This is a genomic window from Streptomyces sp. NPDC002574, from assembly GCF_042889545.1.
In the GTDB taxonomy this organism is placed as follows: domain Bacteria; phylum Actinomycetota; class Actinomycetes; order Streptomycetales; family Streptomycetaceae; genus Actinacidiphila.
Genome location: NZ_JBIARB010000002.1, coordinates 276,912 through 301,075, shown reverse-complemented (window position 1 = coordinate 301,075; position 24,164 = coordinate 276,912). Strand labels below are relative to the sequence as shown.

At 71.4% G+C, this 24,164-nt stretch carries 20 protein-coding genes; 6 read left to right on the top strand and 14 right to left on the bottom strand.

Translation table 11 applies throughout. The annotated features are described in order from the left end of the window. Positions 1–24: 24 nt before the first annotated feature. The gene (locus ACFYXS_RS05240; RefSeq protein WP_389244052.1) at positions 25–1,548 is read left to right on the top strand and encodes a GMC family oxidoreductase; all 1,524 of its coding nucleotides are present in this window, start codon (positions 25–27) and stop codon (positions 1,546–1,548) included. 256 nt (positions 1,549–1,804) lie between these two features. Continuing rightward, positions 1,805–3,916 (top strand): LamG-like jellyroll fold domain-containing protein, encoded by a 2,112-nt coding sequence (locus ACFYXS_RS05235; RefSeq protein ID WP_389244050.1) that lies wholly within the window; start codon positions 1,805–1,807, stop codon positions 3,914–3,916. A gap of 97 nt (positions 3,917–4,013) precedes the next feature. On the opposite strand, the gene ACFYXS_RS05230 is transcribed toward ACFYXS_RS05235, so the two are convergent. The 6 genes from ACFYXS_RS05230 to ACFYXS_RS05205 form a co-directional block, all read right to left on the bottom strand. Next, positions 4,014–4,658, bottom strand: coding sequence for a ThuA domain-containing protein (locus ACFYXS_RS05230; RefSeq protein WP_389244048.1), 645 nt, complete (start codon positions 4,656–4,658; stop codon positions 4,014–4,016). Next, the gene (locus ACFYXS_RS05225; RefSeq protein ID WP_389244046.1) at positions 4,655–5,635 is read right to left on the bottom strand and encodes an aldo/keto reductase; all 981 of its coding nucleotides are present in this window, start codon (positions 5,633–5,635) and stop codon (positions 4,655–4,657) included. The genes ACFYXS_RS05230 and ACFYXS_RS05225 overlap by 4 nt, the downstream gene beginning before the upstream one ends. After that, a complete protein-coding gene (locus tag ACFYXS_RS05220; protein ID WP_389244044.1) occupies positions 5,635–6,525 on the bottom strand; it encodes a carbohydrate ABC transporter permease in 891 nt (296 codons plus the stop codon). Before ACFYXS_RS05220 ends, ACFYXS_RS05225 begins: the two co-directional genes overlap by 1 nt. Continuing rightward, positions 6,522–7,517 carry a carbohydrate ABC transporter permease gene (locus tag ACFYXS_RS05215; RefSeq protein WP_389244042.1) on the bottom strand — a complete coding sequence of 332 codons (996 nt, stop codon included), beginning with the start codon at positions 7,515–7,517 and terminating at the stop codon, positions 6,522–6,524. The genes ACFYXS_RS05220 and ACFYXS_RS05215 overlap by 4 nt, the downstream gene beginning before the upstream one ends. A 60-nt stretch (positions 7,518–7,577) precedes the next feature. Further along, positions 7,578–8,894: an ABC transporter substrate-binding protein gene (locus ACFYXS_RS05210; RefSeq protein WP_389244039.1), complete on the bottom strand. Its 1,317-nt coding sequence runs from the start codon at positions 8,892–8,894 to the stop codon at positions 7,578–7,580. A gap of 67 nt (positions 8,895–8,961) precedes the next feature. Continuing rightward, positions 8,962–10,395, bottom strand: a complete 1,434-nt coding sequence (locus ACFYXS_RS05205) for an aldehyde dehydrogenase family protein (protein WP_389244037.1) — start codon at positions 10,393–10,395, stop codon at positions 8,962–8,964. A gap of 400 nt (positions 10,396–10,795) precedes the next feature. Here ACFYXS_RS05205 and ACFYXS_RS05200 point away from each other — a divergent pair, with 400 nt between their 5' ends. The 3 genes from ACFYXS_RS05200 (at position 10,796) to ACFYXS_RS05190 (ending at position 13,636) form a co-directional block, all read left to right on the top strand. Then, complete coding sequence (locus ACFYXS_RS05200; RefSeq protein ID WP_389244694.1) at positions 10,796–11,920, top strand: Gfo/Idh/MocA family protein; 1,125 nt, start codon at positions 10,796–10,798, stop codon at positions 11,918–11,920. Positions 11,921–12,001: 81 nt separating this feature from the next. Then, complete coding sequence (locus tag ACFYXS_RS05195; RefSeq protein WP_389244035.1) at positions 12,002–13,045, top strand: LacI family DNA-binding transcriptional regulator; 1,044 nt, start codon at positions 12,002–12,004, stop codon at positions 13,043–13,045. 177 nt (positions 13,046–13,222) lie between these two features. After that, positions 13,223–13,636 (top strand): CoA-binding protein, encoded by a 414-nt coding sequence (locus tag ACFYXS_RS05190; protein ID WP_389244692.1) that lies wholly within the window; start codon positions 13,223–13,225, stop codon positions 13,634–13,636. Positions 13,637–13,679: 43 nt separating this feature from the next. Here ACFYXS_RS05190 and ACFYXS_RS05185 read toward each other — a convergent pair whose 3' ends face one another. The 8 genes from ACFYXS_RS05185 to ACFYXS_RS05150 form a co-directional block, all read right to left on the bottom strand. Then, positions 13,680–14,552, bottom strand: coding sequence for a hypothetical protein (locus ACFYXS_RS05185; RefSeq protein WP_389244033.1), 873 nt, complete (start codon positions 14,550–14,552; stop codon positions 13,680–13,682). 107 nt (positions 14,553–14,659) lie between these two features. Further along, complete coding sequence (locus ACFYXS_RS05180; protein WP_389244031.1) at positions 14,660–16,948, bottom strand: protein kinase; 2,289 nt, start codon at positions 16,946–16,948, stop codon at positions 14,660–14,662. A 198-nt stretch (positions 16,949–17,146) separates the two neighbouring features. Further along, the gene (locus ACFYXS_RS05175; RefSeq protein ID WP_389244029.1) at positions 17,147–17,635 is read right to left on the bottom strand and encodes a DUF302 domain-containing protein; all 489 of its coding nucleotides are present in this window, start codon (positions 17,633–17,635) and stop codon (positions 17,147–17,149) included. 193 nt (positions 17,636–17,828) lie between these two features. Beyond that, the gene (locus tag ACFYXS_RS05170; protein ID WP_389244027.1) at positions 17,829–18,506 is read right to left on the bottom strand and encodes a response regulator; all 678 of its coding nucleotides are present in this window, start codon (positions 18,504–18,506) and stop codon (positions 17,829–17,831) included. After that, positions 18,503–19,828, bottom strand: a complete 1,326-nt coding sequence (locus ACFYXS_RS05165; RefSeq protein WP_389244690.1) for a sensor histidine kinase — start codon at positions 19,826–19,828, stop codon at positions 18,503–18,505. The genes ACFYXS_RS05170 and ACFYXS_RS05165 overlap by 4 nt, the downstream gene beginning before the upstream one ends. An 89-nt stretch (positions 19,829–19,917) precedes the next feature. Next, positions 19,918–20,772, bottom strand: a complete 855-nt coding sequence (locus ACFYXS_RS05160; protein WP_389244025.1) for an ABC transporter permease — start codon at positions 20,770–20,772, stop codon at positions 19,918–19,920. Then, on the bottom strand, positions 20,769–21,740 hold the full coding sequence (locus ACFYXS_RS05155; RefSeq protein WP_389244023.1) for an ABC transporter ATP-binding protein: 972 nt from the start codon (positions 21,738–21,740) through the stop codon (positions 20,769–20,771). Before ACFYXS_RS05155 ends, ACFYXS_RS05160 begins: the two co-directional genes overlap by 4 nt. 391 nt (positions 21,741–22,131) lie before the next feature. Continuing rightward, the gene (locus ACFYXS_RS05150) at positions 22,132–23,184 is read right to left on the bottom strand and encodes a bile acid:sodium symporter family protein (RefSeq protein ID WP_389244021.1); all 1,053 of its coding nucleotides are present in this window, start codon (positions 23,182–23,184) and stop codon (positions 22,132–22,134) included. Between the two features lie 92 nt (positions 23,185–23,276). On the opposite strand from ACFYXS_RS05150, the gene ACFYXS_RS05145 reads away from it, so the two are divergent. Continuing rightward, positions 23,277–24,110, top strand: a complete 834-nt coding sequence (locus ACFYXS_RS05145) for a hypothetical protein (RefSeq protein WP_389244019.1) — start codon at positions 23,277–23,279, stop codon at positions 24,108–24,110. Positions 24,111–24,164: the final 54 nt, after the last annotated feature.

The following is a 24,164-nucleotide window of genomic DNA, read 5'->3' as shown; positions in this document are numbered from 1 at the left end:
CAACAAATCCGGGGACGGACCACCATGGAATCAACCACCGACAGCTACGACTACGTCGTCGTGGGCGGCGGGACGGCCGGCTGCGTGATCGCCGCACGGCTGACCGAGCACGACGACGCAAGGGTGCTCCTGCTGGAGGCGGGCACGGCGCACACCACGACCGACATGAGCGCGCCCCCCGCTTGGCCCGCCCTGCTGAGCACCTCGGCGAACTGGGGAGACACCACCGTCCCGCAGCGGGCCACCGGTACCGCCGTCCCCATCGCGCGCGGGCGCGCGCTGGGCGGCGGATCGGCCATCAACGCGATGAACTTCGTGCGCGGCCACCGCTCCAGTTACGACGCCTGGGCGGAATCCGGCCTGGCCGGCTGGGGGTTCGACGACCTCCTGCCCTACTTCAAGCGCAGCGAGAACACCTCCGGACGCGATCCCACGCTGCGCGGCGTCGGCGGCCCCCTGACCGTGGGACCGCCCACTCCCCCGAACCCGGTCGTGGCGTCCCTGCTCGAAGCGGCGGCCGAGACGGGCCACCCGCGCGCGTCCGACATCAGCGGCGGAGCCGACGAGGGATTCGGCTGGGCCGACCTGAACATCGTCGACGGCAGGCGACAGAGCGCGGCCGACGCCTACCTGACGCCCGCCCTGCACCGCCCCGGTCTGACCGTGGTGACCGGGGCCCTCGCCCACCGTCTGCGCATCACCGGCGGGCGGTGCACGGCCGTGGAGTACAGCACCGAGGACGGCACCTTCGCGGTCGGCTGCACGGGCGAAGTGGTCCTGACCGCGGGCACCATGGGGTCGGCGCAACTGCTGATGCTCTCCGGCGTCGGCCCCGGCGAACACCTGCGCCGTACGGGCGTCGACGTCCTGGTGGACCTGCCCGGTGTCGGGGCGAACCTCCACGACCACCCGATGACCAACGTCGTCTACCGGTCGGCGCGTCCGGTCCCGGCGGCAGCGAACAACCACGGCGAGGCGTTCGGCCTGGTCCGCACCGAGCCCGGGCTCGACGGCCCCGACCTCCAAGTGCTCTTCATCGACGCCCCGGGCCACATCCCGGCCGCCGACATGCCCGGGGCGGGACAGGGATACACCATCGGCGTCTCTCCGATGCTGCCCCGCAGCCGTGGCAGCGTCCGCCTCGCGAGTACGGATCCCTGCGTCCTCCCCCTGGTGGACCCCGACTACTTCGGCGACGACCGCGACCTCGACACCGCCCTGCGGGGCCTGCGTCTGGCGCGGGAGATCGGTCGGGCGCACGCGCTCGACGCATGGCGCGGTCACGAGGCCCAGCCGGGCCCGGGGACGACCGGCGACGACGCCCTGCGCGACTACGTGCGCAGGACCCTGGCCCCTTACCACCACCCCGTCGGTACCTGCCGCATCGGCGACGACGCCGCGTCCGTCGTCGACACCACCCTGCGGGTGCACGGCGTGGACGGCCTGCGCGTCGCCGACGGCTCCGTCATCCCCTCGATCCCCTCGGCGAACACCAACGCCACCGTCTGCGCCATCGCCGAACGGGCCGCCGAGATGCTGCGGCCCTGACGGAAGGGGTTCACGGGCGGCCTGGACAACCTTCCGCATCTGCCGCACCCACCGACCCGGCGAACCTTCGCAGTCACAGACCGATCCCCTTCCAGCAGGCTGCCACCTGCGATTCCAGCTGGCCCGGACGAAGAGAAAACCCTTTCGGCGCTGTCAGCGATCTCTGTTAGCTTCGTCCGGCTCGTGTGATCCACGAGCCTCGATCACAGGGGAGGGCCACTTGACAGGGTTCGGAAGGACGCACCGGCGGAGACAGATGGTGGTGGGGAGTTGCGCGGTGGCGCTGCTGGTCACCGCTACCGGTACGGCGCACGCGCTGGACAACCTGCCGCCGAAGCAGCCACTGGTCCAGGACCTCCAGTCGGAGGGCAAGGCCTGTGCGACCGGCGACGACACACCGTACATCTCGCAGCTGCCCAGGCTCCGTGCCGTGCTGTACGACCCGGAGGAGGACAACCAGCCCGGCGAAGGCAGTGCGGTCACGGGCGAGTTCGAAGCCTGGTGGACGGACGCGGCAGGTGTGCAGCAGCGCCGCGGCTTCACCACCGGCACCTTCTCGTCAGGGGCCCCGTTCTCCTGGACGATACCGAACGACGTCCCGGCGAACACGGTCGTCTCCTGGCACGTCCGCGCGAACGACGGCCGGGCGACCTCCGCATGGAGCGATGAGGGCGACGGCTCGGTCTGCTCGTTCGTGTACGACGACGCGAACCCTGAGAAGGCGACGATCAGTTCCCCCGAGTACCCCGAGGACGTGTTCCGGGTGGACGGGGTCGGCGTCTACGGCCACTTCACGATGGACTCGCCGTCCGACGACGTGGTGTCGTACACCTACCGTTTCCTGGGCGGTCCGGTGGGGACCGTCTCCGCCCAGCGGCCGGGCGCAGCCGTGACCATTCCGTACCTCCCGCTGACTTCCGGGCCCAATCGGCTGACGGTTCAGGCGATCGACAGGTCGGGCCGACCCAGCGCTGAGTCGCAGTACGAGTTCAACGTGAAGTCCGGGCGTGCCCCTGTCGCCCATTGGAGGCTGGAGGACCCCGCGGGCTCCCGTTCCGCGGCTGCCGAGACGGGCTCCGCCGCCCGTGCCGGCACCGGCGTGGCCTTCGGCGGCCCTGCGCCCGCGGGCACCGCGGCCGCCACCACGGTCAACCTCGACGGCAGCGGCCACGGCTTCCTCACCACGGACGGCCCGGCCACCGACATCGGCAAGACCTTCGCCGTCAGCGCCTGGGCGCGGCCCGACGAAACCGGCCGGACCATGACCGTCGCCAGCCAGGACGCGGACGGCAAGGCCGGCTTCAGCCTCGGGCTGCGCAGCCAGGACCCCGGTCCGGTCTGGTCGTTCGCGATCGCGGGCGCTCAAGTGTCCGGTGGCGCGCCCGAGACCGGCGAGTGGGCCCATCTGCTCGGGCTCTACGACGCCGAGACAGGCCGCGCACATCTGTACGTCAACGGCCACGAGGTCGGCACCGCCGCGGAAGCGTCTCCCGCCACGACGGCCGGCGCGTTCCAGATGGGACGCACCCGCGGGACCACCGGCTACCGTGACCGGTGGGACGGCGACGTCAGTGACGTACAGGTCTACGACCGGGTCGTCGTACCGGGTGAGATGGCCGAACTGGCGCTGCGCAGGCCCAACCTGCTGGGCCACTGGTCGCTGGGGAGCGAGGAGGACGGCACGAGCCCCGAGCAGTCGGGCGGCGCGCCGCTGCGACTCGGCGCGGGGGCTTCGATCTACCGTGTGTCCGACAGTTCGTGCATCCCGGACCTCGACCCCGACTGCACCTACATGCCGCCGCCGCTCGTCGGCGAAGGGCATCTGCGCTTGGACGGGGAGACCGGGTACGCCGCCGCAGACGGGCCCGTCGTGGACACCGGGGACAGCTTCACCCTCGGCGTCGTCGTGCGCCTCGCGGACTCCGTGCCGGCCCATCCGATGACCGTGCTGTCGCAGGCCGGTGAGCACACCGACGCCTTCAAGGTGCGCTACGAGCCGTCCACGCACACCTGGCAGCTGGTGATGCCGGAGAAGGACGAGGTCGGAGCCCCCGAGAAGGTGGTGTCCCAGATCGCGGCCGCGGACGGCGGTGAGGGCCAAGGGCACCGTCTCGTCGTGATCTACGACGACGGGACCGACACGGTCAAACTCTTCGCCGACGGCTACACCAACGCCCAGGCGACCGCGAGCCTCCCCAACGGCTGGCACAGCACCGGTGACCTCCAGATCGGCCGCGCGAAGGACGGTGACGGCTGGGGCGAGTACCTCCACGGCGATGTGGACGAGGTGCAGGCCTACTCCGGTGCGCTCCGGGACACGGACGTGTTCGGCCTGGGCGGGGAAACGAATCCCTGCCTGTGCTACTGACCTGTCCCCCTTGAGTCCTGAGGTCCGACCTCGCGACGGCCCGCCGAAACCCAGGTTCCGGCGGGCCGTCGGGCTCCGGCCAACCGGCACGCGCGGCTCAGCCCGCGTCGAGCAGCCAGCGCACCTCGCGGCGCAGCAGTTCGCGGCGGGTGGCCGACGCGTAGGACTCGACGCCGTGTCCGAGCGCGTCGTAGACGGTCCGCTGCCTGCCCTGCGAGCGGGCGAGGACGAGCGGGTGGTCGCGGCCGTCGAGGGCGTGCGCGAGGAGCACGTCCGCCGGGCGGAGCACGTCCAGGTGGCTGTAGAGCTCGTCGTGGACCGTGACCTCGTCGAGGCCGGCCAGGACGGGCCCGGCCGCCGGGGTCAGTCGCTGCGGGCCGATGGGCGGGTGCATCGACACGCCGTCCACCCAGCGCACCCCGAGGCGCCGCGCCCACGCGGGCACCGCCCCGAAGGTGTTCGCCGCGGTGTGGACGCCCAGGACCGGCCGGTCGGAGGCCAGGTGGTCGAGGAGGGCCGCCGAGGGATCGGTCCCCGGTCCGGGGGGCGACCCCAGCCCGCTGTTGACGATCAACAGGTCGGCGTCGGTCAGGCCGGCGCGGTCGGAGCGGCCGGTGGTCTCCACGGTGCAGGTCCAGCCGGCGGCGTCCAGACAGTCCGCGATGGCCTGCGATGTCGCCGTGAAGTCGTGCCAGGGGTCGTCGACCCCCGACACGCCGGAGAGGATGACGATGCGGCTCACGGGATGCTCCAGGGGCGTGGCGCGGGAAGAGCGGGCACGGGGACGTCCGGGGGCAGCAGGCCCTCCTCCCGCAGCCGTCCCCACAGCGCCGGCGGGATCTCGGTCGTCGCCCAGTCGAGGTTCTCACGCAGTTGGGCCTGCGAGGCGGGGCCGGTGAGGACGCAGCCCACGGACGGGTGTCCCAGCGGGAACTGGAGCGCTGCGGCAGCGGTGGGTACCCCGTACGCGCGGCAGATCCGCGCGATCCGCGCCACCGTCGCCCGGATCTCCTCGGTCACCGGCCGGTAGCGGAACTGCGATTGGACGGCTCCGTCGATCAGCCCGCCGTGCATGGCCTGGGCCGCGACGACCGTGACGCCCCGACGCTCGGCCTCGGGGAGCAGTTCGAGGCGGGCCTGCGAGTCGAGCAGGGTGTAGACGCCGGCCGCCAGCACCACGTCGATGTCGGTCTCCCGGATGAACCGGGCCAGCATGGGCGCCTGGATCATGCCGACCCCCACCGCGCCGATCACCCCTTCGTCCCGCAGCCGCGCGAGTGCGGGCCACGCGCCGTCCAGGGCCTGTTCCCAGTGGTGATCGGGATCGTGGATGAAGACCATGTCCACCCGGTCGACGCCCAGCCGCCGCAGGCTCTCGTCGAGGGAGGTGAGGACTCCGTCGTGGCTGAAGTCGTAGATCCAGCCCGCACCGGTGCGCGCGGTGTCCGGGTGGCCGGGCCGGACCAGCCGGCCGACCTTGGTGCTCAGCACGTACGCGTCCCGCGGCCGTCCCCGCAGCATCCATCCCAGCAGCAGTTCCGAGCGCCCGTCGCCGTACATCGGTGCGGTGTCGTAGTAACGGAACCCGCTGTCCCAGGCCGCGCCCAGGCAGTCCATGGCCTGACTGGCCGGTACGGGCGGCTGCGCGATGGCCGCCGCGCCGAAGCCGAGGCGGGGCAGCCCGGCCGCCACCGGCCGCGGGCCGGCACCGTGACGCATCAGGCCTTCACTCCCCCGGACAGCAGGTCGACCCGCCAGTACCGCTGCAGCGAGAGGAACAGCAGGGCCAGCGGAACGATCGACAGCAGCACGCCGATGATGACGATGGAGTACTGCGCGGCCTGGCCACCGGTGATGATCAGCAGTCCGTACAGCCCCTCGGTGAGCGGGTAGAGGCGGTCGGTGTTGAGCATGACGAACGGCAGCAGGAAGTTGTTCCAGATGGCGATGAACTGCAGGAGGAACACGGTCACCAGGGCCGGGGCCATGAGACGGGTGCCGATGGACAGGAAGATGCGCCACTCCGACCCCCCGTCCACGCGGGCCGCCTCCAGGATGTCGTCGCTGACCGAGGCCTCCGAGTAGATCTTGCACAGGTAGATGGCGAACGGGCTGACCAGTTGCGGGAGGATCACCGCCGCGTAGTTGTTGGTCAGCCCGACCTTCGCCAGCATCAGGAACTGCGGGATGGCCAGCATGATCTGCGGGAGCAGCACCGCGGCCACGATGATCCGGAACGTCCAGACGCTGCCGCGGAAGCGATACTTTCCCAGCGCGTACCCGGCGCAGCCGCAGATGACCGTCGACAGCGCGGCGCCGCCGAAGGCGTAGATCACGGAGTTGAGCGCCCAGCGCGCGAAGATGCCGTCGTTGTACGTGAACAGCGCCTCGATGTTGGAGACGAAGCCGCCGTGGAACGAGGGGGTGAACGGCGCCGTGGAGAACAGCTCGTCGTTGGTCTTGGTGGACGCGATCACGATCCAGACCACGGGCAGCACGCAGTACAGCGCGCCGAGGCCGAGGATGATCGTGGGCACCAGATTGACGCGACCGGAGGGCGTCCGCCGGCGCGCGGCCGCCGAGGCGGCCCCGGTGGTGACGGCGCTCATCGCTCACTCCTTCGGGAGATCCTGCGCAGGATCAGGTTGGCGACCGCGGTGGCCGTGACGGTCATGACGATGAGCAGGAACGACGTGGCCGCTCCCTGGTGGATGTCGTTGTTGACGAAGGCGTCGGTGTAGACGCGCATCAGCGGCACCCAGGTCGAGCTGATCGCGTTCGCGACGGGTTTGAGGGTGGTCGGTTCGTTGAACAACTGCAGCGCCCCGATCAACGAGAACACCGTCACCAGGGTCATGGTCGGGGCGAGCAGCGGCAGCTTGATGCGCAGCGCGATCTGCAGCTCGCCGGCCCCGTCGATCTCGGCGGCCTCGAACAGTTCGCGCGGCAGGGAGCGCAACGTGGTGTACAGCACCACCATGTTGAAGCCGAGCACACCCCACACCGCCACGTTGGCGACCGAGAAGAACACCTCCCCGGAGCCGAAGTAGTCGATGCGGTCCCCGCCGATCGGGCTGGTCGCCGGCAGGTACATGAAGCCCCACAACAGCGAGGCGATGACACCCGGTACGGCGTACGGCAGGAAGATGGCCAGTCGCGCGATGCCGACCAGCCGCGCCCGCTTCGCGTCGAGGCAGAGGGCGAACAGCGTGGCGAAGAAGATCGTGGCGGGCACGCCGATGCCCGCGACCAGCAGCATCCGCAGGATGCTGTGCCAGAACTCGGAGTCGGCCAGGGTGGCCCGGTAGTTCTCCAGGCCGGCGAAGACCTCCTTCGGGTCCTCGTTGCCGAGCAGGCCTCCGCCGATCTGCGGCTTGAGGAAGCTGAGGTAGAGGGCGTAGGCGCCGGGGGCGACGGTGAACAGCAGGAACAGCAGCACCGCGGGCGCGAGCAGGAACTGCGGCAGGAACGTGCGCCGTCGCCTCCCGGACCGGGACCGCGACGCCGGGGCGACGCCACCGGGGAACCGGCGGGGACCCGCGCCACGGGGCGGTGTGCCGGGCCCGGGGCGCGGGGCCGCCTGCTCCTCGATGGCACTCATGAGCCCTTCTTCCCCTCGTGTCGATGCGCGGGTGGTTGGGTGCGCGGGTGGTTGGGTGGGTCAGCCGGTGACGTCGAAGCCGCGTTGCTTCATGTCGTCGACCGTCGCCCGCTGGATCTCGGTGAGTGCCGCGGACAGCGGCGTTTTGTTCTGCAGCGCGGCGGCGAAGGCGTTGGAGTAGCTGTCGAAGGTGACGTTGGCGTTCGGGCCCCAGATCTGGAACGTCCGCGCGTTGGCGGCCTGCTGGGCCATCAGGGTGTTGTAGTCCCGCTGGTTGGACATGAACGCCGGCGGCGTCTTGAGGGCGTCCAGCTGCTGGTTCGCCTTCGAGGCGGGGAAGGCGGCGACCTTGTCGATGAGGATCTTCGCGCCGCCGGCCGAGGAGTTCATCCATTTGACGAACTTCGCGGCCTCCGCCGGGTGCTTGGAGTTGGCGGTCACCGCTTCGGTCTCGCCGCCCCAGATGCCGACCGTCCGGTCACCGGCGGTCCAGGCGGGCAGCGGCGCCGCGACCCACTTGCCGGCGGTGTCCTTGGCGATCCCGGGCAGCTGATTGGGCGCCCATTGCGCGCTGACCCAGCCGACCAGGGTGCCGTTGTTCATGTCGGTGTTCCACTGCGGGGACCAGTTTGGCTCCGGGCTGACCAGCCCCTTCTGGACCAGGTCGCCCCAGTAGTCGGCGACCTTCTTGGTGGGCGCGTCGTCGATGGCGACCGTCCACTTGGCGCCCGAGGCCGTCCACCAGTCGGCCCCCGCCTGCTGGGCCAGGCCCGCGAACCACCCCGCGTCGACCGCGGTGAAGTTGCCGATGAACTGCTTGGGGTTGCGCTTGTGGATCGTCCCGGCGGCGGCCGCGTACTCCTCCCACGTGGTCGGCGCCTTGAGGCCGAGCCGGTCGAAGATGTCCTTGCGGTAGAAGAAGACCATCGGGCAGATGTTCTGCGGAACGCCGTAGGTCTTGCCGTCGAACTGCACCTGGGCGAGGGAGGACTTGTCGAAGTCGCTCGAGAGGTCGCCGACGTAGTCGTCGATCGGCACGACCACCTTGTTGGCGATGAGGGCGGGCAGCGCCTGGTACTCGACCTCGGTGATGTCCGGGTTGGTGCCGGCCCGGTTGTTCGTGATCAGCTTGTTGTACAGGGTGTAGCCGGTGCCGGACGGTTTGCTGAGCTTCACCTGCACGTCCGGGTTGAGCCGGTTCCACTCGTTCACCACGTCCTGCATGCCGCCGTCCCAGTTGACGTAGGTCAACGTGACGGGCCCCTTGCTCTTCCCGCCGGACGAGTCCTCCGACGAGCCGCACGCGGCCAGGGTGGTCACGGCCGTGGTGGCGGCCAGGCCGAGGATTGCCGCTTTCTTGAGATAGCCCCCGAGCACTTCGTTCTCCTTTGACGGTGTGGTTGCCGGGTCCGGTGTCCTGGTGGCCGGGTGCCCCGGCCGGGCGCTAACTCCCCTGGGCCCAGGCCGGGTAGGACACCGGAGCTGTCTGCAGGCCGACCCACTGCCGGCGGGTGAACGCGGCGAGCTGTCCCTCGCCGCCGTGGCGGGCGTAGCCGTCGTTGACGTGCACCTCGTTGCCGGCGACCCGTTCGGCGAAGGCGAGGCCGCGCAGCGGGTCGCCGGTGAAGACCGAGTTCATCAGGGTCCGGTGGCGGTTGACGAGGTCGAGGGCCTCGGCCTCGGAGTCCACCACGGTGATGGGCATGACGGGTCCGAAGGTCTCCTCGCGGAAGACGGGCATCTGGGGTGTGACGTCCGTGAGCACGGTCGGCTGGTAGAACTGCCCGTCATAGGTGCCGCCCACCGCGACCTTCGCCCCTGCCGCGATGGAGGGCTCGACGAGGCCGTCGTGGAAACGGGCCCGTTGGACGGCGCTGATCACCGGACCGAGGTCGACCTCGTCGCGCAGCGGGTCACCCACGCGGAGTTTGCGCACCCGCTCCACGACTGCTTCGGTGAAAGCGTCGGCCACCTCGCGGTGCACGAGGTGCCGCCCCGCGCTGATGCAGGTCTGCCCCTGGTACCACAGCGACGTCCAGACCGCGCAGGCGGCCGCTTGGTCGATGTCCGCGTCGTCGAGCACGACGAAGGCGTTGTCCCCGCCGAGTTCGGTCACGACCGGCTTGCCGGCCCGGACGGCGAAGTCCGTGATCTCGCGGCCGACCTCGAACGATCCGGTGAAGTGGATCAGGTCCAGCCCGGGATGCCGGTAGAGCGCACTGCCGGTGCCCGGCCCGTCCCCGGGCAGGACGGCGAAGACGCCCTCGGGTATCCCTGCGGCGCGGGCCGCCTCGGCGAGCACCTGGCCGCCGGCGATCGGAGTGAGCTCGGCGGGCTTGAGGACGACCGCGTTCCCGTAGGCCAGCCCTGGTGCCAGGGCCCGCATCGCCAGGCTCATCGGATAGTTCCACGGGACGATCAGGCCGATGACGCCCAGCGGCACCGCGCGCGACAGGGAGATCTTGCCGCCCTTGTACGGGGGCAGGATCGAGCCGGCGTTCTCGGTGAGCTGGGTGGCGGAGTTGAGCAGCTGGTTGACGGACTGCTCCAGCTCTTCCTCGGCCTTCTCGGCCGTGCCGCCCGTCTCCCGGATGATGAGCTCGATCAGCTCGTCGTGGCGGTAGTTCAGTTCGGCGGCGAAGGCCCGGAGGACGGTGCACCGGGTGTTGGCGTCGGTGTCCGCCCATGCGGGCTGGGCGCGCCTCGCGGCGGCGACCGCACGCTCGACCTGTGCCGGGGACGCGTTGCCGTAGCGGGCGAACGTCGCTCCGGACCCCTTGTCGAGGACGGGCAGCCAGTCGGACGCGGGAGATTCGAACCGGCCGTCGATGAACACCTCGGCGGTGTAGTCCACCGCCGCGGTCTGCGCATGACTCATCGGAGCACCCCTGTACGTATGTTGCGTTCGTGGGTCCGCAGTTGCGTTGTGTTCGCGGGTCGGGAATGCGCTTTCCGGCGAAAGTAGGAGCCCCCTTCGGCCAGTGTCAAGGGCCGGATCGGGATCCGCCGAACCGATGGGGAACGAATGACGCAAGACGTCATGAAAGCCGCCTTCTTGCCGCGTCGAGCGGGACTCGGCACGGATCGGCCCGCTCGACACGTGCCCGACTCCCCGTCGAGGCACCGCCGGGAGCCGTCCAAGCGGGCGATCCCGGCCGGTCCGTAGCGGGGCTCCCTTGACTGCTGAAACTCCGGAAACCTACGGTGGGAATACGCATTCCAACGCTCGCGGAGGCACAGTGGCATCGACATCCGCCTCGGACACTCTGCACATCGCCATGAACGGCGTGACGGGCCGCATGGGTTACCGGCAGCACCTCACCCGCTCGATTCTGGAGATCCGGGAGCAGGGCGGCGTCCTGCTGCCCGACGGCAGCCGCCTGCAGGTGGAGCCGGTCCTCGTCGGCCGCGACGAGCGGCGCCTGCGCGAGATCGCTCAGCGCCACCAGGTGCGGCGGTGGAGCACCGACCTGACGGAGGTACTCAAGGACCCGTCCGTCGACGTCTACTTCGACGCGCAGGTGACCTCGGTGCGCCCCACGGCCCTGCGCGCCGCGATCGCGGCGGGCAAGCACGTCTTCGTGGAGAAACCCGTCGCCCCGACGCTCGCCGAGGCGGTCGAACTGGCCGCGCTGGCCCGGGACTCCGGCCTGGTGGCCGGCGTCGTGCACGACAAGCTCTATCTGCCCGGCCTGCTCAAGCTGCGCCGGCTGATCGACGAGGGATTCTTCGGGCGCATCCTGTCGCTGCGCGGCGAATTCGGCTACTGGGTCTTCGAGGGCGACGTGCAGACTCCCCAGCGACCCTCGTGGAACTACCGCAGTCAGGACGGCGGCGGCGTGACCGTCGACATGTACTGCCACTGGAGCTATGTCCTGGAGAACCTGCTGGGACCCGTCCGGGCGGTCACCGCCAGGACCGCCACGCACATCCCCGTCCGCTGGGACGAGCAGGGCCGGGAGTACCGGGCCACCGCCGACGACGCGGTGTACGGAATCTTCGAGATCGACGGCGGCGTCATCGCGCAGATCAACTCGTCGTGGGCGGTGCGTGTGCACCGCGACGAGCTCGTCGAGTTCCAGGTCGACGGCACCCACGGCTCGGCCGTGGCGGGCCTGCGCGGGTGCGTGGCCCAGCACCGCTCGCACACCCCGAGGCCGGTGTGGAACCCGGACCTCCCGGTCACCGAACCCTTCCGCGAGCAGTGGCTCGACGTACCCGCCAACGCCGAGCAGGACAACGGGTTCAAGGTGCAGTGGGAGGAGTTCCTGCGCGACGTGGCGGCCGGCCGCCCGCACCGGCACGACCTGCTCTCCGCGGCGCGGGGCGTGCAGCTCGCCGAGCTGGCGCTGTGTTCGTCCGACGAGGGGCGCCGGAAGCGGATCCCGGAACTCACCCTGTGACCATGGACGACGGCAGAATACGGACAGGCGAGGCGCCACCTCGACCGACAAGTGGAACCACCGACATGAAAAGGTGAACGCGTGGCAGGGGTGACCCTCACCGACGTAGCCATCCGCGCGGGCGTCTCCCAGGCGACGGCCTCCCGCGTGCTCAACGGCTCCAGCCGCCGGCCCTCCCCAGCGGCCGTCGAGGCGGTCCGCCAGGCGGCAGAGGAGCTCGGCTACGTCTCCAACGCCCAGGCGCGGGCCCTGGCAGGCGCCCAGACGGGCCTGGTCGGGCTGGTCGTCCACGACATCGCCGACCCGTACTTCTCGTCCATCGCCTCGGGAGTGCAGGTCGAGGCGGCGCAGCGCGACCGCCAAGTGCTGCTCGCGACCACATTGCGCAGCACCGAGCAGGAGATCCGGGTGGTCGAGGCTTTCCTCAGCCACCGCACCGACGCCATCGTCCTGGTCGGATCGCGGCTGCACACCGACGACGGCCGACGCGACCAGCAGCGGCTGACGGGCCTTCTCGAACGCTACCGGGGCCTCGGCGGGAAGGTCGCCGTCATCGGCCAGCCACTGCCCGGCACGCACACCATCGCCCCCGAGAACCGCGCCGGGGCGGCGGCGCTGGCCAAGGCCCTCATCGAGCAGGGCACCACCGACTTCGTCGTCCTGGCCGGCCCGCAGAAACTGGCGACGGCCGTCGAGCGCACCAACGGCTTCGTCCGGGAGCTGCGCCGTGCGGGCCACAAACCGTTGGCGGTGGTGCCGGGCGAGTTCACCAGGGACGGAGGATACGAGGCGGCGCAGCAGATGATCGCCTCGATCCGCCCGGAGCGCCGCTGGGGGGCCTGCGTCTTCGCGGTCAACGACGTGATGGCGCTGGGCGCGATGGCCGCCTTCCGGGCCGCCGGTCTGCGGACCCCGCGTGACGTCCTGGTCGCCGGCTTCGACGACATCCCGACGCTGCGCGACCACGACCCCGGTCTGTCCACCGTCGGGCTGCCCCTGCACGAGATGGGCCGGCGCGCGATCGAGATGGCCCTGGCCCCGGACGCCCGCGAGCAGTCGGTCACCCGGGTGGCCGGCCGGGTGATCCTGCGGGCGAGCACGAAGCCGCCGCGAGCACGCGCCTGAGAGCAGGGGTCCATACTGCCGGGCCCCGAACAACAGGGTATTGCATACAGTATTCGCGACTGGCTACTGTCTCCTCATGCGGTCAGCGAAGTGCACACACCCGACGCTCCCCATGACCGGGCAGTTGGCGGTATCCGGTGCGGAACTCCCCACCTCACGGCGGTGCCAGGCATGACGATCTACAGCGATGACGCCACGATGCGGCAGATCCTCAGCGCCACGGGAGACACCTGGGCCGTGGTCGGGCTGTCCGACAACCCCGAACGGGCCGCGTACCGCGTGGCCGAGAAGCTGCGGCGCATCGGCAAGAGGGTCGTGCCCGTGCACCCGAGGGCCGAGTCGGTGCACGGCGAGCAGGGCTACGCCTCCCTCGCGGACATCCCCTTCCCGGTGGATGTGGTGGACGTGTTCGTCAACTCCGACCTCGCCGGAGGCATCGCCGACCAAGCCGTGGCCATCGGCGCCAAGGCCGTCTGGTTCCAACTGGACGTCATCGACGAGGCCGCCTACGACAGGACGCGCAAGGCCGGACTCCTCATGGTGATGGACCGCTCCCCCGGACGCGAGATATCCCGACTGGGAGTGGGCTGACCCCCCTCCCCCGGGATGCGCGCCGGCGATCCACGAGTGGCCGTCAGGCGCCTGGGCAGAGGGCGATGGTCCAGGTGTGGACCGTGTGTTGCGTGGGATTGCTGCCCTGGTGGGGCTCGGCGATGACCGCGGTGATGTGGTCCCCGTCGCGGCGCAGCGCTCCGATGCAGCCCGCGAGCCGGCCAGCGGCGACGGGCAGCAGTTCGGCGAGGACGGTGCCGTGCAGTTGGCGGTCGACGGCGCGCAGCACGCCGGCGTCGAGGACCAGGATGGTGCCGTCGTCCAGGACCAGCGGCCGCGGGGCCTGCGGGTCGGTGAGTTGCGGGCCCCGTTCGATGACGCCGCCGGGCAGCAGCCGGACCACCCGACTGCGGGTCGGCAGGGCGCGGTCTGCCTCGACGACGCGGATGCCGGTGCCGACGACGTAGTGGCCGTAGCTGCGCCAGGAGTCCACGGTGTCGCCGTCGCGGTCGTGCTCCCAGGTGTCGAAGAACGAGTAGCCCTCCAGGCCGAGCAAGAAGCGGCCGCCGCGGAGGGCCGTGCCGCGCTCCCCGCGCAGTTCGGCGATGAGGGTGCCGTCCGCCAGGTCGAGCAGCAGGGCCGGGCCGAGGAGACCCCAGGCGGTGTACTCGAGGGAGTCCGTGGTGACCAAGACCCGGCCGCCGGAGACGTGGGCGGCATTGGGACGGCCGGCACAGCGGTGCGTCCAGCGGGTGCGGCCCGAGGCGTCGACACACCTGACCTCCCCGACCGCGCCGTGGATGCGCAGGTCGTCCCGCCACGCGAGCGGCTCTCCTTCGGGACGGGCTTGCGCGTACGGCGGCCGACCGACCGCCCGTTCATGGTTCACCACAACGGCGTGCCAGGGGACGGAGGTTGCCCCCTCGACGCGGCCGCTCTCCTCGGGACTCGGCATGGCCGCGATACTAGTGCCGCATCGGACACCGTTCGCCCTGTCGAGTGCGTGGTTGCCGGTGGCCGGCGTCGACCCACGGCGGCCGCTCCCCCGCCGGGCCCGAGGGATCAAACGCGCACCGCCCACACCGTGCCGTCGGCGTCCAGGAGCACGACCGAGTCGCCGCTCGCGGCGGCCTCGCTTGTGTGCGTGCCGTTGAACTCGCCTGTCCAGAGCGTGCGGCCGTCCTCCATACCGACGATCCGCACGCTGGTCCAGTGCTGGAACACCCGTGCCTGCTCCTTCTTGGAGAGCAGGGCGTATGCGCCGGTGGCCTGTACGTACCGGGCATCGGCGTTCCACCGTTCCTTGCCGTCGTCGGCGGCCAGGCAGACCAGTCCCGATCCCGTGGACAGGACGAACCCGCCCGTCACGCTCGCTGTCGCCCATGCGTTGAGGCCGACCTCTTCGTACGTACTGCCGTAGGTCCATACCTGCTCGCCGGTGAGTCCGTTGAGTGCGGTCGGTTTCCGCCGGGACCCCGCGGCCAGCGGAAGGAACACCGTGGTGCCCGACACCAGAGCGTCGAGGGGCTGCACATCACTGCGGACGTAGGCGTCCGGTTCGGTCTTCTGGAACGGACTCCGCCACATCACCTCGCCTGTGTCCGCCGTGCGGCAGACGAGGTCGACGGGGACGGTCTTGCCGGTCTCGTAGCAGAGCAGGCCCTCGCCCAGGGCCTGCGCCGAATCGCCGAGCGGTTGGAAGCCGGAGCGTGTCCACAGCTTCTCGCCCGTCTTGCCGAGCAGTACGGTTCCGTTGCTGCAGACGATCATGTCGCCGGCCAGGATGCAGGTGACGCCGCCGGGGGACAGGTCGGTCGCCCATCGCACGTCGCCGGTGCGCGCATCGATTCCGGTGACGTACCCGTCCTCTGAGGTGATCAGCAGGCCGGTGGGCCGGTGCACGTTCAGCCCCATGGCGCCGTAGGAGACGGACTTCCCCCACCTTCGCTCGCCGGTGGCTGCGTCGAAGGCCTCTATTTGTCCGCCTTGATCAGCGGGGGCAGTGGTCAGGGCGAGTACCGAGCCGCCGACGACCGTGAAGCGTGCCTCCCGGGCCCAGGCCGCGTGGAGGGATAGGTTCCACAGAGGCTTTCCGGTGGCGAGGTCGAAGGTGTGGAGCGCGGCGGTCTGTTTGTAGTAGTGACCGGCGCCCACATGACACCGCCCGTCGGCCACGGCGACGTCCGGACCGTCGGAGTTGTAGACGTCGACGTCGGCGATCTTCTGCGACCAGGCGACCGGGCCCCTTCCGGGTTCGCCGAACAAGTACACTGCCGCCGCACCCGCGGCGGCCACGCCCGCGGCGGTGCCCGCGGCCCTGCGGAGCAGGCTGCGCCGGGTCATGTCCGATGCGCCCAGCGGCTCGGCAGGCGCCTGAACCGTGGATGCCGCCGGGGGATCGCCGGAGACGGGGACGGCCGCAGGCGGCGAACTCGCCCCGGGCTCCTCCCCGTCGGCGACGGTAGGGGTGTAGCGACGAGCCGCCGGTACGGCCTGCCGCACCGCACCGACGCGCCGCAGTTCCTCGGCGAGCACGGCGGCCGAGTCGTACCGCTCGCGCGGGTCCTTGGCCAGCAGACGTCCGACGAGGCGGTCCCACGGTGCGGCGACGCCGGGCGCGAGACTGCTCGGCGCGGGGGGCGGATCGTGGAGGTGCGCCGTGACGTACCCGAGGGAGTCCGGGGCGTCGAACGGCAGCCGTCCGGTGAGCAGTTCGAACAGCACGCAGCCGAGGGAGTACAGGTCGCTGCGCTGCTCGGGGCGCCCGCGTGCCTGCTCCGGTGCCATGTACGCGGCCGTGCCCACCATGAAGCCGGTGTGGGTCAGCCGGTCACCGGTGGCCGAGGCGTCGGCGGCGCGGGCGATCCCGAAGTCGAGCACCTTCAGGCTGCGGCCCGAGGCCGCGACGAACAGATTCGCGGGCTTGATGTCGCGGTGCAGGATGCCGGCGGCATGCGCCTCATCCAGCGCGTCGCACACCTGCGCCCCCCAGTGCGCCACGTCCTCCTCGTTCGCGGGTCCGCGCCGCACGACGGCGTCCAGGCCCTCGCCCCGGAGCAGTTCCATCACGAGGAACGGTGTCGTGCCCTGGGCGGTCGCCGCCTCACCGAGGTCGTGGACGGTGACGATGTGGGGATGCTGAAGCGCGGCGGTGATCCGTGCCTCCCGCAGAAACCGGGCGCGCGCCTCGTCGGCCCGGCTGCCGCCTCCGGCGAGGACCGAGATCACCTTGACCGCGACCGGCCGCCGCAGACTCGTGTCGTGGCCCTCCCACACCTCCCCCATCCCGCCGCGCCCCAGCGGGCGCACGAGGCGGTAGCGGTCAGCGAGTATCAGATCCCGGTCGTCCACGGCCCCAAGTCCCCCGGCGGTAGGCGGTTCTCCCTCGGCAGCGTTGATCGTAGACCGTGCCCTCCGTCGGCACAGGACCCGGTCTCACCAGGGCCTGCGCGGTTCGCCCGAACCAGGAATATCCGGGTCCGGTGCCGGCGGCTCTTCTTCCTACGCGGCACCGAATCCGCTGGGTGCTCGAACGGAACGCCTGATCGCCTAGGCGAAGTCCCGCTCGGCGTCCACGCCGCACAGGCGAAGAAGCTCGATCACGTGCCGGTCGAGCTCTTCGCCGACCTTCGTCACTTCCGCGTTGCCGAGACTGCCGAACTCGTCACGGGAGCGATGCATGGCGAAGACCGCATGGCCGTTCTCATCGCTCCACACCAGCATCCGCAGCGGCGCGTAGAGCAGGGCCCGGGGGTCGTGGCGGAACATGCTCTCGGCGATGACGTGGTTCCCGATCCAGTACTCCATGGACCTGGTGGAACCGCCCGCGAGCTTCAGGACCTGGGTGCCGTTGATCCGCCCGTAGCGGATCAGGTCGTGCGGTGCGTTCACCGCCATGGCCTCACGGACGTCGTCCCAGGTGCCGCCGGCTTCCTCGACGAGTTCGAACGCCCCCACGTCGAGAGGCGGAGCGGCCTTCTCGAGGGCGGTGATGAATTCGGCGTAGGGAACACCCGTACGGACCTCTACGCGCTTCACGACGTGGCTCTCGCTGGGCAAATCGAACCCCCTCGTATGGGGTGGCCGGTAGTGCGAGCCTAGGCAGGGCGGTCGGGACCGGCAACTCGGCACCGGCCCGCTCCCCCGGTCCCCTCACCGGCCTCGGCACCAGCGCCGGTCCCCATCCTGGGCGGCCCGCACCACTGTTCCCGCGACTCCCCTTCGTGGCCGGTCACTCCGCGTGCTTGGGGTGGGTCAGTCCGAGGTCGTAGGCGAGGATGACGGCCTGGATGCGGTCGCGGGCGCCGATCTTCCCCATCACCCGGCCGACATGGGTCTTGACCGTCGACTCGGACAGCACGAGCCGTTCGGCGATCTCGCCGTTGGTCCAGCCGCGGCCCACGGCGACCAGGATCTCGTGCTCCCGTTCGGTGAGGGCGCCGAGCCGGGGATGGGCGCGTACGTCGCGGCCGTCCGGGCCCGCGGGCAGGTGCCGGGCGTACGCGTCCAGCAGACGCCGGGTCAGTGCCGGGGCGATGACCGCGTCGCCGCGTGCGATGGCCCGGATGCCCGACAGCAGTTCCTCGGGGCGCGCGTCCTTGAGCAGGAAGCCGCTGGCGCCGGCGCGCAGCGCGGTGTGCGCGTACTCGTCGAGGTCGAAGGTGGTCAGGACGAGGATCCGGGAGCGGCCGCCGGTGGCGACGATGCGGCGGGTCGCCTCGATGCCGTCCATGCCGGGCATCCGTACGTCCATCAGGACCACGTCGGGGCGGAGTTCGGCGGTCAGGCGCACCGCCTCGGCGCCGTGGCCCGCTTCTCCCGCGACGACGGTGTCCGGTGAACTCTCCAGCAGCATGCGGAAGCCGTAACGCTGCAAGGGCTGGTCGTCGACGACGAGCACGGTGGTCACGGGGCGACTCCGTCCAGGCCCGGCGCGGGGGCGAGGTCCAGGACGGCGTGCACGGTCCATCCCGGCCCCGGCCTTGGACCCGCGCTCACCGTGCCGCCGTAGAGCGCGGCGCGCTCGGTCATGCCGGCCAGGCCGTGTCCCTCCCCGGGCACCGGCCGGGGCCGGCCCGCGGCGTCGGGCGGTCCGCTGTCCTGGACGCGGATGTGCACGGCGGTCGCCTCGACGGCGACCGCGAGGTCGATCCGGGTGCTCGGCCCGGCGTGCTTGATCGCGTTGGTCAGCGCTTCCTGGGCGATCCGGTAGACGGTCAGCTGGACGCCCCGGTCGAGGGAGTCCACGGCGCCGGTGGTGCGGTAGCGGACTTCGGGGCCGGCGGCGCGAACACGGGCGCACAGGCCGTCGACGTCGGCGATGCCGGGCTGCGGGCTGAGTTCGGGTGCCAGGGAGTGGTCACGCAGGGCGCCGATCATGCGCCGGAGTTCGCCCAGTGCCTGCCGTCCGGTCTCGCCGATGAGCTGCAGCGCCTCCTTGCCGCGTTCGGGGGTGTGGTCGGCGGCGTACGCGCCCCCGTCGGCAAGGGTGATCATGACGGACAGGTTGTGGCCGACGATGTCGTGCATCTCGCGCGCCACGCGGGCCCGTTCGGTCGCTGCGGCGAGCCGGGTGCGCTGGTCGCGCTCGATCTCCAGGCGGGCCGCGCGGTCCCGCAGGACGTCGAGCTGGGCCCGCCGTACGCGGACGGCCAGGCCGAGGGCGACGGCCGCCGTCGCGGAACTGCACAGGAAGAACAGCACGTCCCCGACGGAGACGACGGCGGCGACCCGTACCGCGACCAGCACGAGCGCCCCCGCCGTCACCGCGCAGGCCCAGGGCAGGTGCCGCAGCCGCCCGTGCAGCGTGAGGCTGTACAGGGCGACCAGCAGGGCGACGCCGGCCCGCAGCCACACCCCCAGCGACCACTCGAGCAGGAAGACCGCGGCGATGACGCCGAACGCGACGGACGGGGTGCGGCGCCGCCACAGCAGTGGCAGTACGAGTCCCGCCTGCAGCCCGAGCACCACCGGAACGGGCGCGGGCGTGAACGCGGCGGCGAGTTCGGGCGGGGCGTCGCCCGCGTGCACCAGGTCCGCCACCCCGAACAGCACGAAGACCAGGCCCGCGACGATCGCGTCCAGTGCCCACGGCCTGGCCCGGTCCGCGCGGCGCAGCCGCCGTCCGAGGCGGGTCAGCCGGCCGACCAGGGGATGGCTCCACAGCGGGTCCGGGCCGGCCGGCGGCAGCGGATGCGGCTCGTCCACGACGCCGCCGCCGATGAGGGTCATGGGGGTCACCTTGCCATGGTGGTCGGGAGGCACGGCCGCGGCACCCGGAGGGATCCGGGCGCCGCGGGCCGTGGGTCGCGTACGCATGCTCAGGCGTCGCTCCGCACCAGGCGGTACGCGGCCGCCACCAGCGCCAGCAGCGTCCAGCAGAGGAAGACGGCCAGTCCCGCGCCCGGCGCGAGGGTGCTCGCGTCGTGGTGGAGGGCGAACATGGCCTGGCCGGCGTTGCTGGGCAGGTAGGGGCCGATGTCGTCCTGCCAGGAGGTCGGCAGCAGCGACACCAGGCCGGGTACGAGCATCAGCGCGGCCACCAGCACCGATATGCCGCCGGCGACGGAGCGCAGCAGCGCCCCCAGAGCGGTGCCGATCACGGCCACCAGGGCGAGGTAGAGGCCGGCGCCCAGCAGGCCGCGGACGACGCCCGGGTCCGAGAACGTCATGGCCGCCCGGGTGCTTGCGACGATGTCCTTGGCGAAGAAGAAGGACACGAACGCCCCGGCGGTCCCCACGGCGAGCGCGACCACGCCGAACACCGCCGCCTTCGACCACAGCACCGGCAGGCGGCGCGGGACCGCCGCCAGCGTGGAACGGATCATGCCCGTCGAGTACTCGCCCGCGGTGACGAGCACACCGAGCACGCCGAGGGCGAGTTGGGCGAAGTTCGTGCCGAACAGCGACAGGCTCACGGCGCTCGCGGAGGCGAAGTCCGGGTCCATGTGGCCACCGGAGGTGATCCGGGAGCGGTACTGCGCCGCGGCGATCAGGCCGAAGGCCACCAGGAACAGCAGGCCGAGGCCGAGGGTGATCCAGGTGGAGCGCAGGGACCACAGCTTGGCCCACTCCGAGCGCAGGACCCGCCGCCCGGTGACCTTGCACGCGGGGCGCGCGACGTCCGCGGCGACCTCCGCCGTCGCAGGCGCGTGGTCGGGGGTGATGGTACTCATGCCGCCCTCCCGGGAAGCTCGGTGGCGGCGGCCGTGGCGGCGGCCGGAGCCGTGCCGGTGCCGCCGACGCCGTGGTACTCGACGGCGTCCCTGGTCAGGTCCATGAAGGCGTCCTCGAGGGATACGGACGCGGTGGTGAGGGCGAACAGCGCGATCCCGTGTTCGGCGGCCCGCAGGCCGACGTCCCGGGCGGACACCCCGGTCACCTGGAGTTCCTCGGAGCCGGCGCGTCCGGAGACCTCGACGCCCGGCCCGGTCAGCACCTCCCGCAGGCGGGCCGGGTCGGCGGTGGCCACCAGCACGGTGTCGCCACCGGCCTGCCGCACCAGGTCCCGCACGGTGGTGTCGGCGAGCAGCCGCCCCCGGCCGACGACGATCAGGTGGTCGGCGACGAGCGCCATCTCGCTCATGAGGTGCGAGGAGACGAAGACGGTGCGGCCTTCGGCGGCCAGTCCGGTCAGGAGGGTGCGGATCCACAGCACGCCCTCGGGGTCCAGGCCGTTGACCGGTTCGTCGAGCATGATCGTGCCGGGGTCCCCGAGCAGGGCCGCCGCGATGCCCAGGCGCTGGCCCATGCCGAGTGAGAACGCCCCGGCCCGCTTGCGGGCGACCGACTGCAGGCCCGTCAGCTCGATGACCTCCTCGACGCGGCGGCGCGGGATGCCGTGCGTGTAGGCCTGGGCCATCAGGTGGTCGAAGGCGGACCGCCCCGGGTGGATCGACCGGGCCTCCAGCAGTGCCCCGACCTCCTGGAGCGGGGCCGCGTGCCGGGCGTACCGGCGTCCGTTGACGGAGACGGTGCCTGCCGTCGGGGCGTCCAGGCCGATGATCATGCGCATCGTGGTCGACTTGCCGGCGCCGTTGGGTCCGAGGAAGCCGGTGACGGAACCCGGCCGGACGGTGAAGTCCAGATGGTCCACCGCCGTCCGCTCCCCGTACCGCTTCGTCAGCTGGTGTGCCTCGATCATCGTGCCGCCCTTGCGTCGGGGTGCCGGGCTGTCCGGTGCCTCACCTGCAACGTTAGGTACGCGGCAGCGGTGATCCGTGGTACCGCGGTGGTCATTGGGGGGCGGCCGGGTGGTACCGCGGTACGACCACGACGAGGCCCCGTCGTGCACCTGACCCGGTTCCGGACCGCCCGAAGCCGTACGGGTGTCAGGCCGGCACGGACGGCGTCGAAACCCTCGTCCATGGCGTGTCGCTCCTCGTCCGTTCCCCGCGCGCCCCAGGAGGGCGGTACGGGAACCCTACCCTCGACTACTACATCTTGTAGCTGAGAGCTGCGTCCATGAGGTCCCGCGGACGAATGAGCTCCGCGGGCGACCGGGCGAAGGCGAACCGGGCCCGGCCGGAGCCGCTTCACGGCGCCCGTGGGGGACGCGCCCGCATGACCCGGTCGGCCGCGAGCTTCTGCAGCAGACCGTAGGCGAGAACCGGCAGCAGCAGATGCGGCCGGTCGGGCAGCGCGGTGGAGATCAGGACGGCGCCGGCGCTGCTGTTGCTCATGCCGCAGGCCAGCGTGAACGAGGACTGGGCGGGCCGGTCGAGGCGGAGCAGGCGCGCGCTGACCCGGCCGAGCGTGAAGGAGAGACCGCAGACGGCCGAGGCGACGGTCAGGGCCGCCGCCAACAGGACCGGCCGTGGGTGGGTGAGGAAGGAGCCGAGGGCGCCGCTGGCGTTGACGTAGGTGAGAACCACCGAGCCCGCCAGCAAGGCGGGCAGGACGGTGTCGGACAGCCGTCGCAGTGCGGGAACGGGCAGCAGGACCGCGGACAGGATGCCCGCGAGGCAGGGCAGCAGCACGGTGGTGAGGGCGAAGCCGTCTCCTGCGGCGTGCGCGGCCCGGGACAGTGCGCCCACGTAGTCGCCGCGGAGCAGGGGCGACAGGGCCTTGATGGTCATCGGGACGGTGACGGGACTGACGAGGGTGGAGGCGAGAACGATGCCCACCATGACCGCCTGGTCGCCGTGACCGCGGGCGGTCCACACGGTGGCGCCGGCCGCGACGGGCATCGCCGTGATCAGGATCATCGCGGCGATCATGCCGCTGCCACCGTCGGTGTCGGGTGAGCGGTGCAGGACGAACGCCACCACGGGGATCACCAGCAGCGGGGCGGCCAGATGCAGCGCGACGCCGGTGAGCAGGGCGACGGGCCGGCGCAGGCGGCTGCCCAGCGTGCGCAGGGGTACCTGCAGCCCGGCCGCGAACAGGATCAGGCACAACAACGCCCCAGGGGTCTCGAGACGCAGTGCCTGGCCGCCCAGGGGAAGGCCGTGAGCCCGGCGCAGCCAGCGGCCCGGCTCGGGCACGATCACTGCGGCCGCGTAGGCGGCGGCGACGGCGCGTCCCAAATGACGACGGAGCCAGGTCGCCGCGGGTACCCGCGGAGCCGGCTGAGTAGGGGCAGGCATGCCCGGCATGCTCCGTCGAGAAATGCGCCCGCGGGTGCGCGACCGGCCGATGCTCAGGATGCGTTCAGGTTCCCGGTGGCAGCGTCGGGCCCATGACTACTGAGATGTCCGAGACCCCGGGCCCTGCCGGTCCTGCCGGTTCCGCCCCGGGGCGGCGCATGCGCTGGAACAAGGTTCCCGAGGTCACCGCGTTCTTCTGGGTGATCAAGGTGCTGTGCACCACCGTCGGCGAGACGGCCGCGGACCTGCTGAACGAGAAGTTGGGCCTCGGCCTGACCGGCGTGTCGCTCCTGATGAGCGTGCTGCTGGCCGCGGTGCTCGTGGTGCAGTTCCGCACCCGTGCCTACCGGCCGGGCGTGTACTGGACGGCCGTGGCGCTGATCAGCGTCGTCGGCACACTGATCAGCGACAACCTCACCGACAACATGAACGTGCCGCTGGAGACCAGCACAGCGGTGTTCGGCGTGGGACTCGTCGCGGTGTTCGCCGCCTGGTACCGCTCCGAGCGGACCCTTTCCATCCACCATGTCGACACCGTCCGCCGCGAGGCCTTCTACTGGCTGGCGGTGCTCTTCACCTTCGCCCTCGGTACCGCCGCCGGTGACCTGGTCGCCGAACGTATGAGCCTTGGCTACTGGATCTCCGCGGGCCTGTTCGCCCTGGTGATCGCCGCCGTGACGGTGGCGCACTTCACTCTGGGCCTCGACGCGGTGTGGAGCTTCTGGATCGCCTACGTGCTCACCCGGCCCCTCGGCGCGTCGATCGGCGACCTCCTCGCGCAGCCCACGGCCGACGGCGGCCTGGGCTTCGGCACGGTCGTCACCAGCGTCCTGTTCCTGGCGGTGATCCTCGGTCTCGTCGTCTACCTCACGGTGTCCCGGCGCGACGTCATCGAGGCCGAGCGGCGCTCGTTGCGGGTCGGCTGACAGCGGCTGATACCCGGCCCGTGACCGCCGTGCGGTCCGCCGGCCTGACGCGCC

Excerpts from the sequence above, each read along its gene's own strand:
- ACFYXS_RS05240 (WP_389244052.1), top strand. The coding sequence starts at position 25 with ATGGAATCAACCACCGACAGCTACGACTACGTCGTCGTGGGCGGCGGG.
- ACFYXS_RS05235 (WP_389244050.1), top strand. The coding sequence starts at position 1,805 with ATGGTGGTGGGGAGTTGCGCGGTGGCGCTGCTGGTCACCGCTACCGGT.
- ACFYXS_RS05225 (WP_389244046.1), bottom strand. The coding sequence starts at position 5,635 with ATGCGTCACGGTGCCGGCCCGCGGCCGGTGGCGGCCGGGCTGCCCCGC.
- ACFYXS_RS05220 (WP_389244044.1), bottom strand. The coding sequence starts at position 6,525 with ATGAGCGCCGTCACCACCGGGGCCGCCTCGGCGGCCGCGCGCCGGCGG.
- ACFYXS_RS05215 (WP_389244042.1), bottom strand. The coding sequence starts at position 7,517 with ATGAGTGCCATCGAGGAGCAGGCGGCCCCGCGCCCCGGGCCCGGCACA.
- ACFYXS_RS05205 (WP_389244037.1), bottom strand. The coding sequence starts at position 10,395 with ATGAGTCATGCGCAGACCGCGGCGGTGGACTACACCGCCGAGGTGTTC.
- ACFYXS_RS05200 (WP_389244694.1), top strand. The coding sequence starts at position 10,796 with ATGAACGGCGTGACGGGCCGCATGGGTTACCGGCAGCACCTCACCCGC.
- ACFYXS_RS05185 (WP_389244033.1), bottom strand. The coding sequence starts at position 14,552 with ATGCCGAGTCCCGAGGAGAGCGGCCGCGTCGAGGGGGCAACCTCCGTC.
- ACFYXS_RS05165 (WP_389244690.1), bottom strand. The coding sequence starts at position 19,828 with ATGACCCTCATCGGCGGCGGCGTCGTGGACGAGCCGCATCCGCTGCCG.
- ACFYXS_RS05160 (WP_389244025.1), bottom strand. The coding sequence starts at position 20,772 with ATGAGTACCATCACCCCCGACCACGCGCCTGCGACGGCGGAGGTCGCC.
- ACFYXS_RS05155 (WP_389244023.1), bottom strand. The coding sequence starts at position 21,740 with ATGATCGAGGCACACCAGCTGACGAAGCGGTACGGGGAGCGGACGGCG.
- ACFYXS_RS05150 (WP_389244021.1), bottom strand. The coding sequence starts at position 23,184 with ATGCCTGCCCCTACTCAGCCGGCTCCGCGGGTACCCGCGGCGACCTGG.
- ACFYXS_RS05145 (WP_389244019.1), top strand. The coding sequence starts at position 23,277 with ATGACTACTGAGATGTCCGAGACCCCGGGCCCTGCCGGTCCTGCCGGT.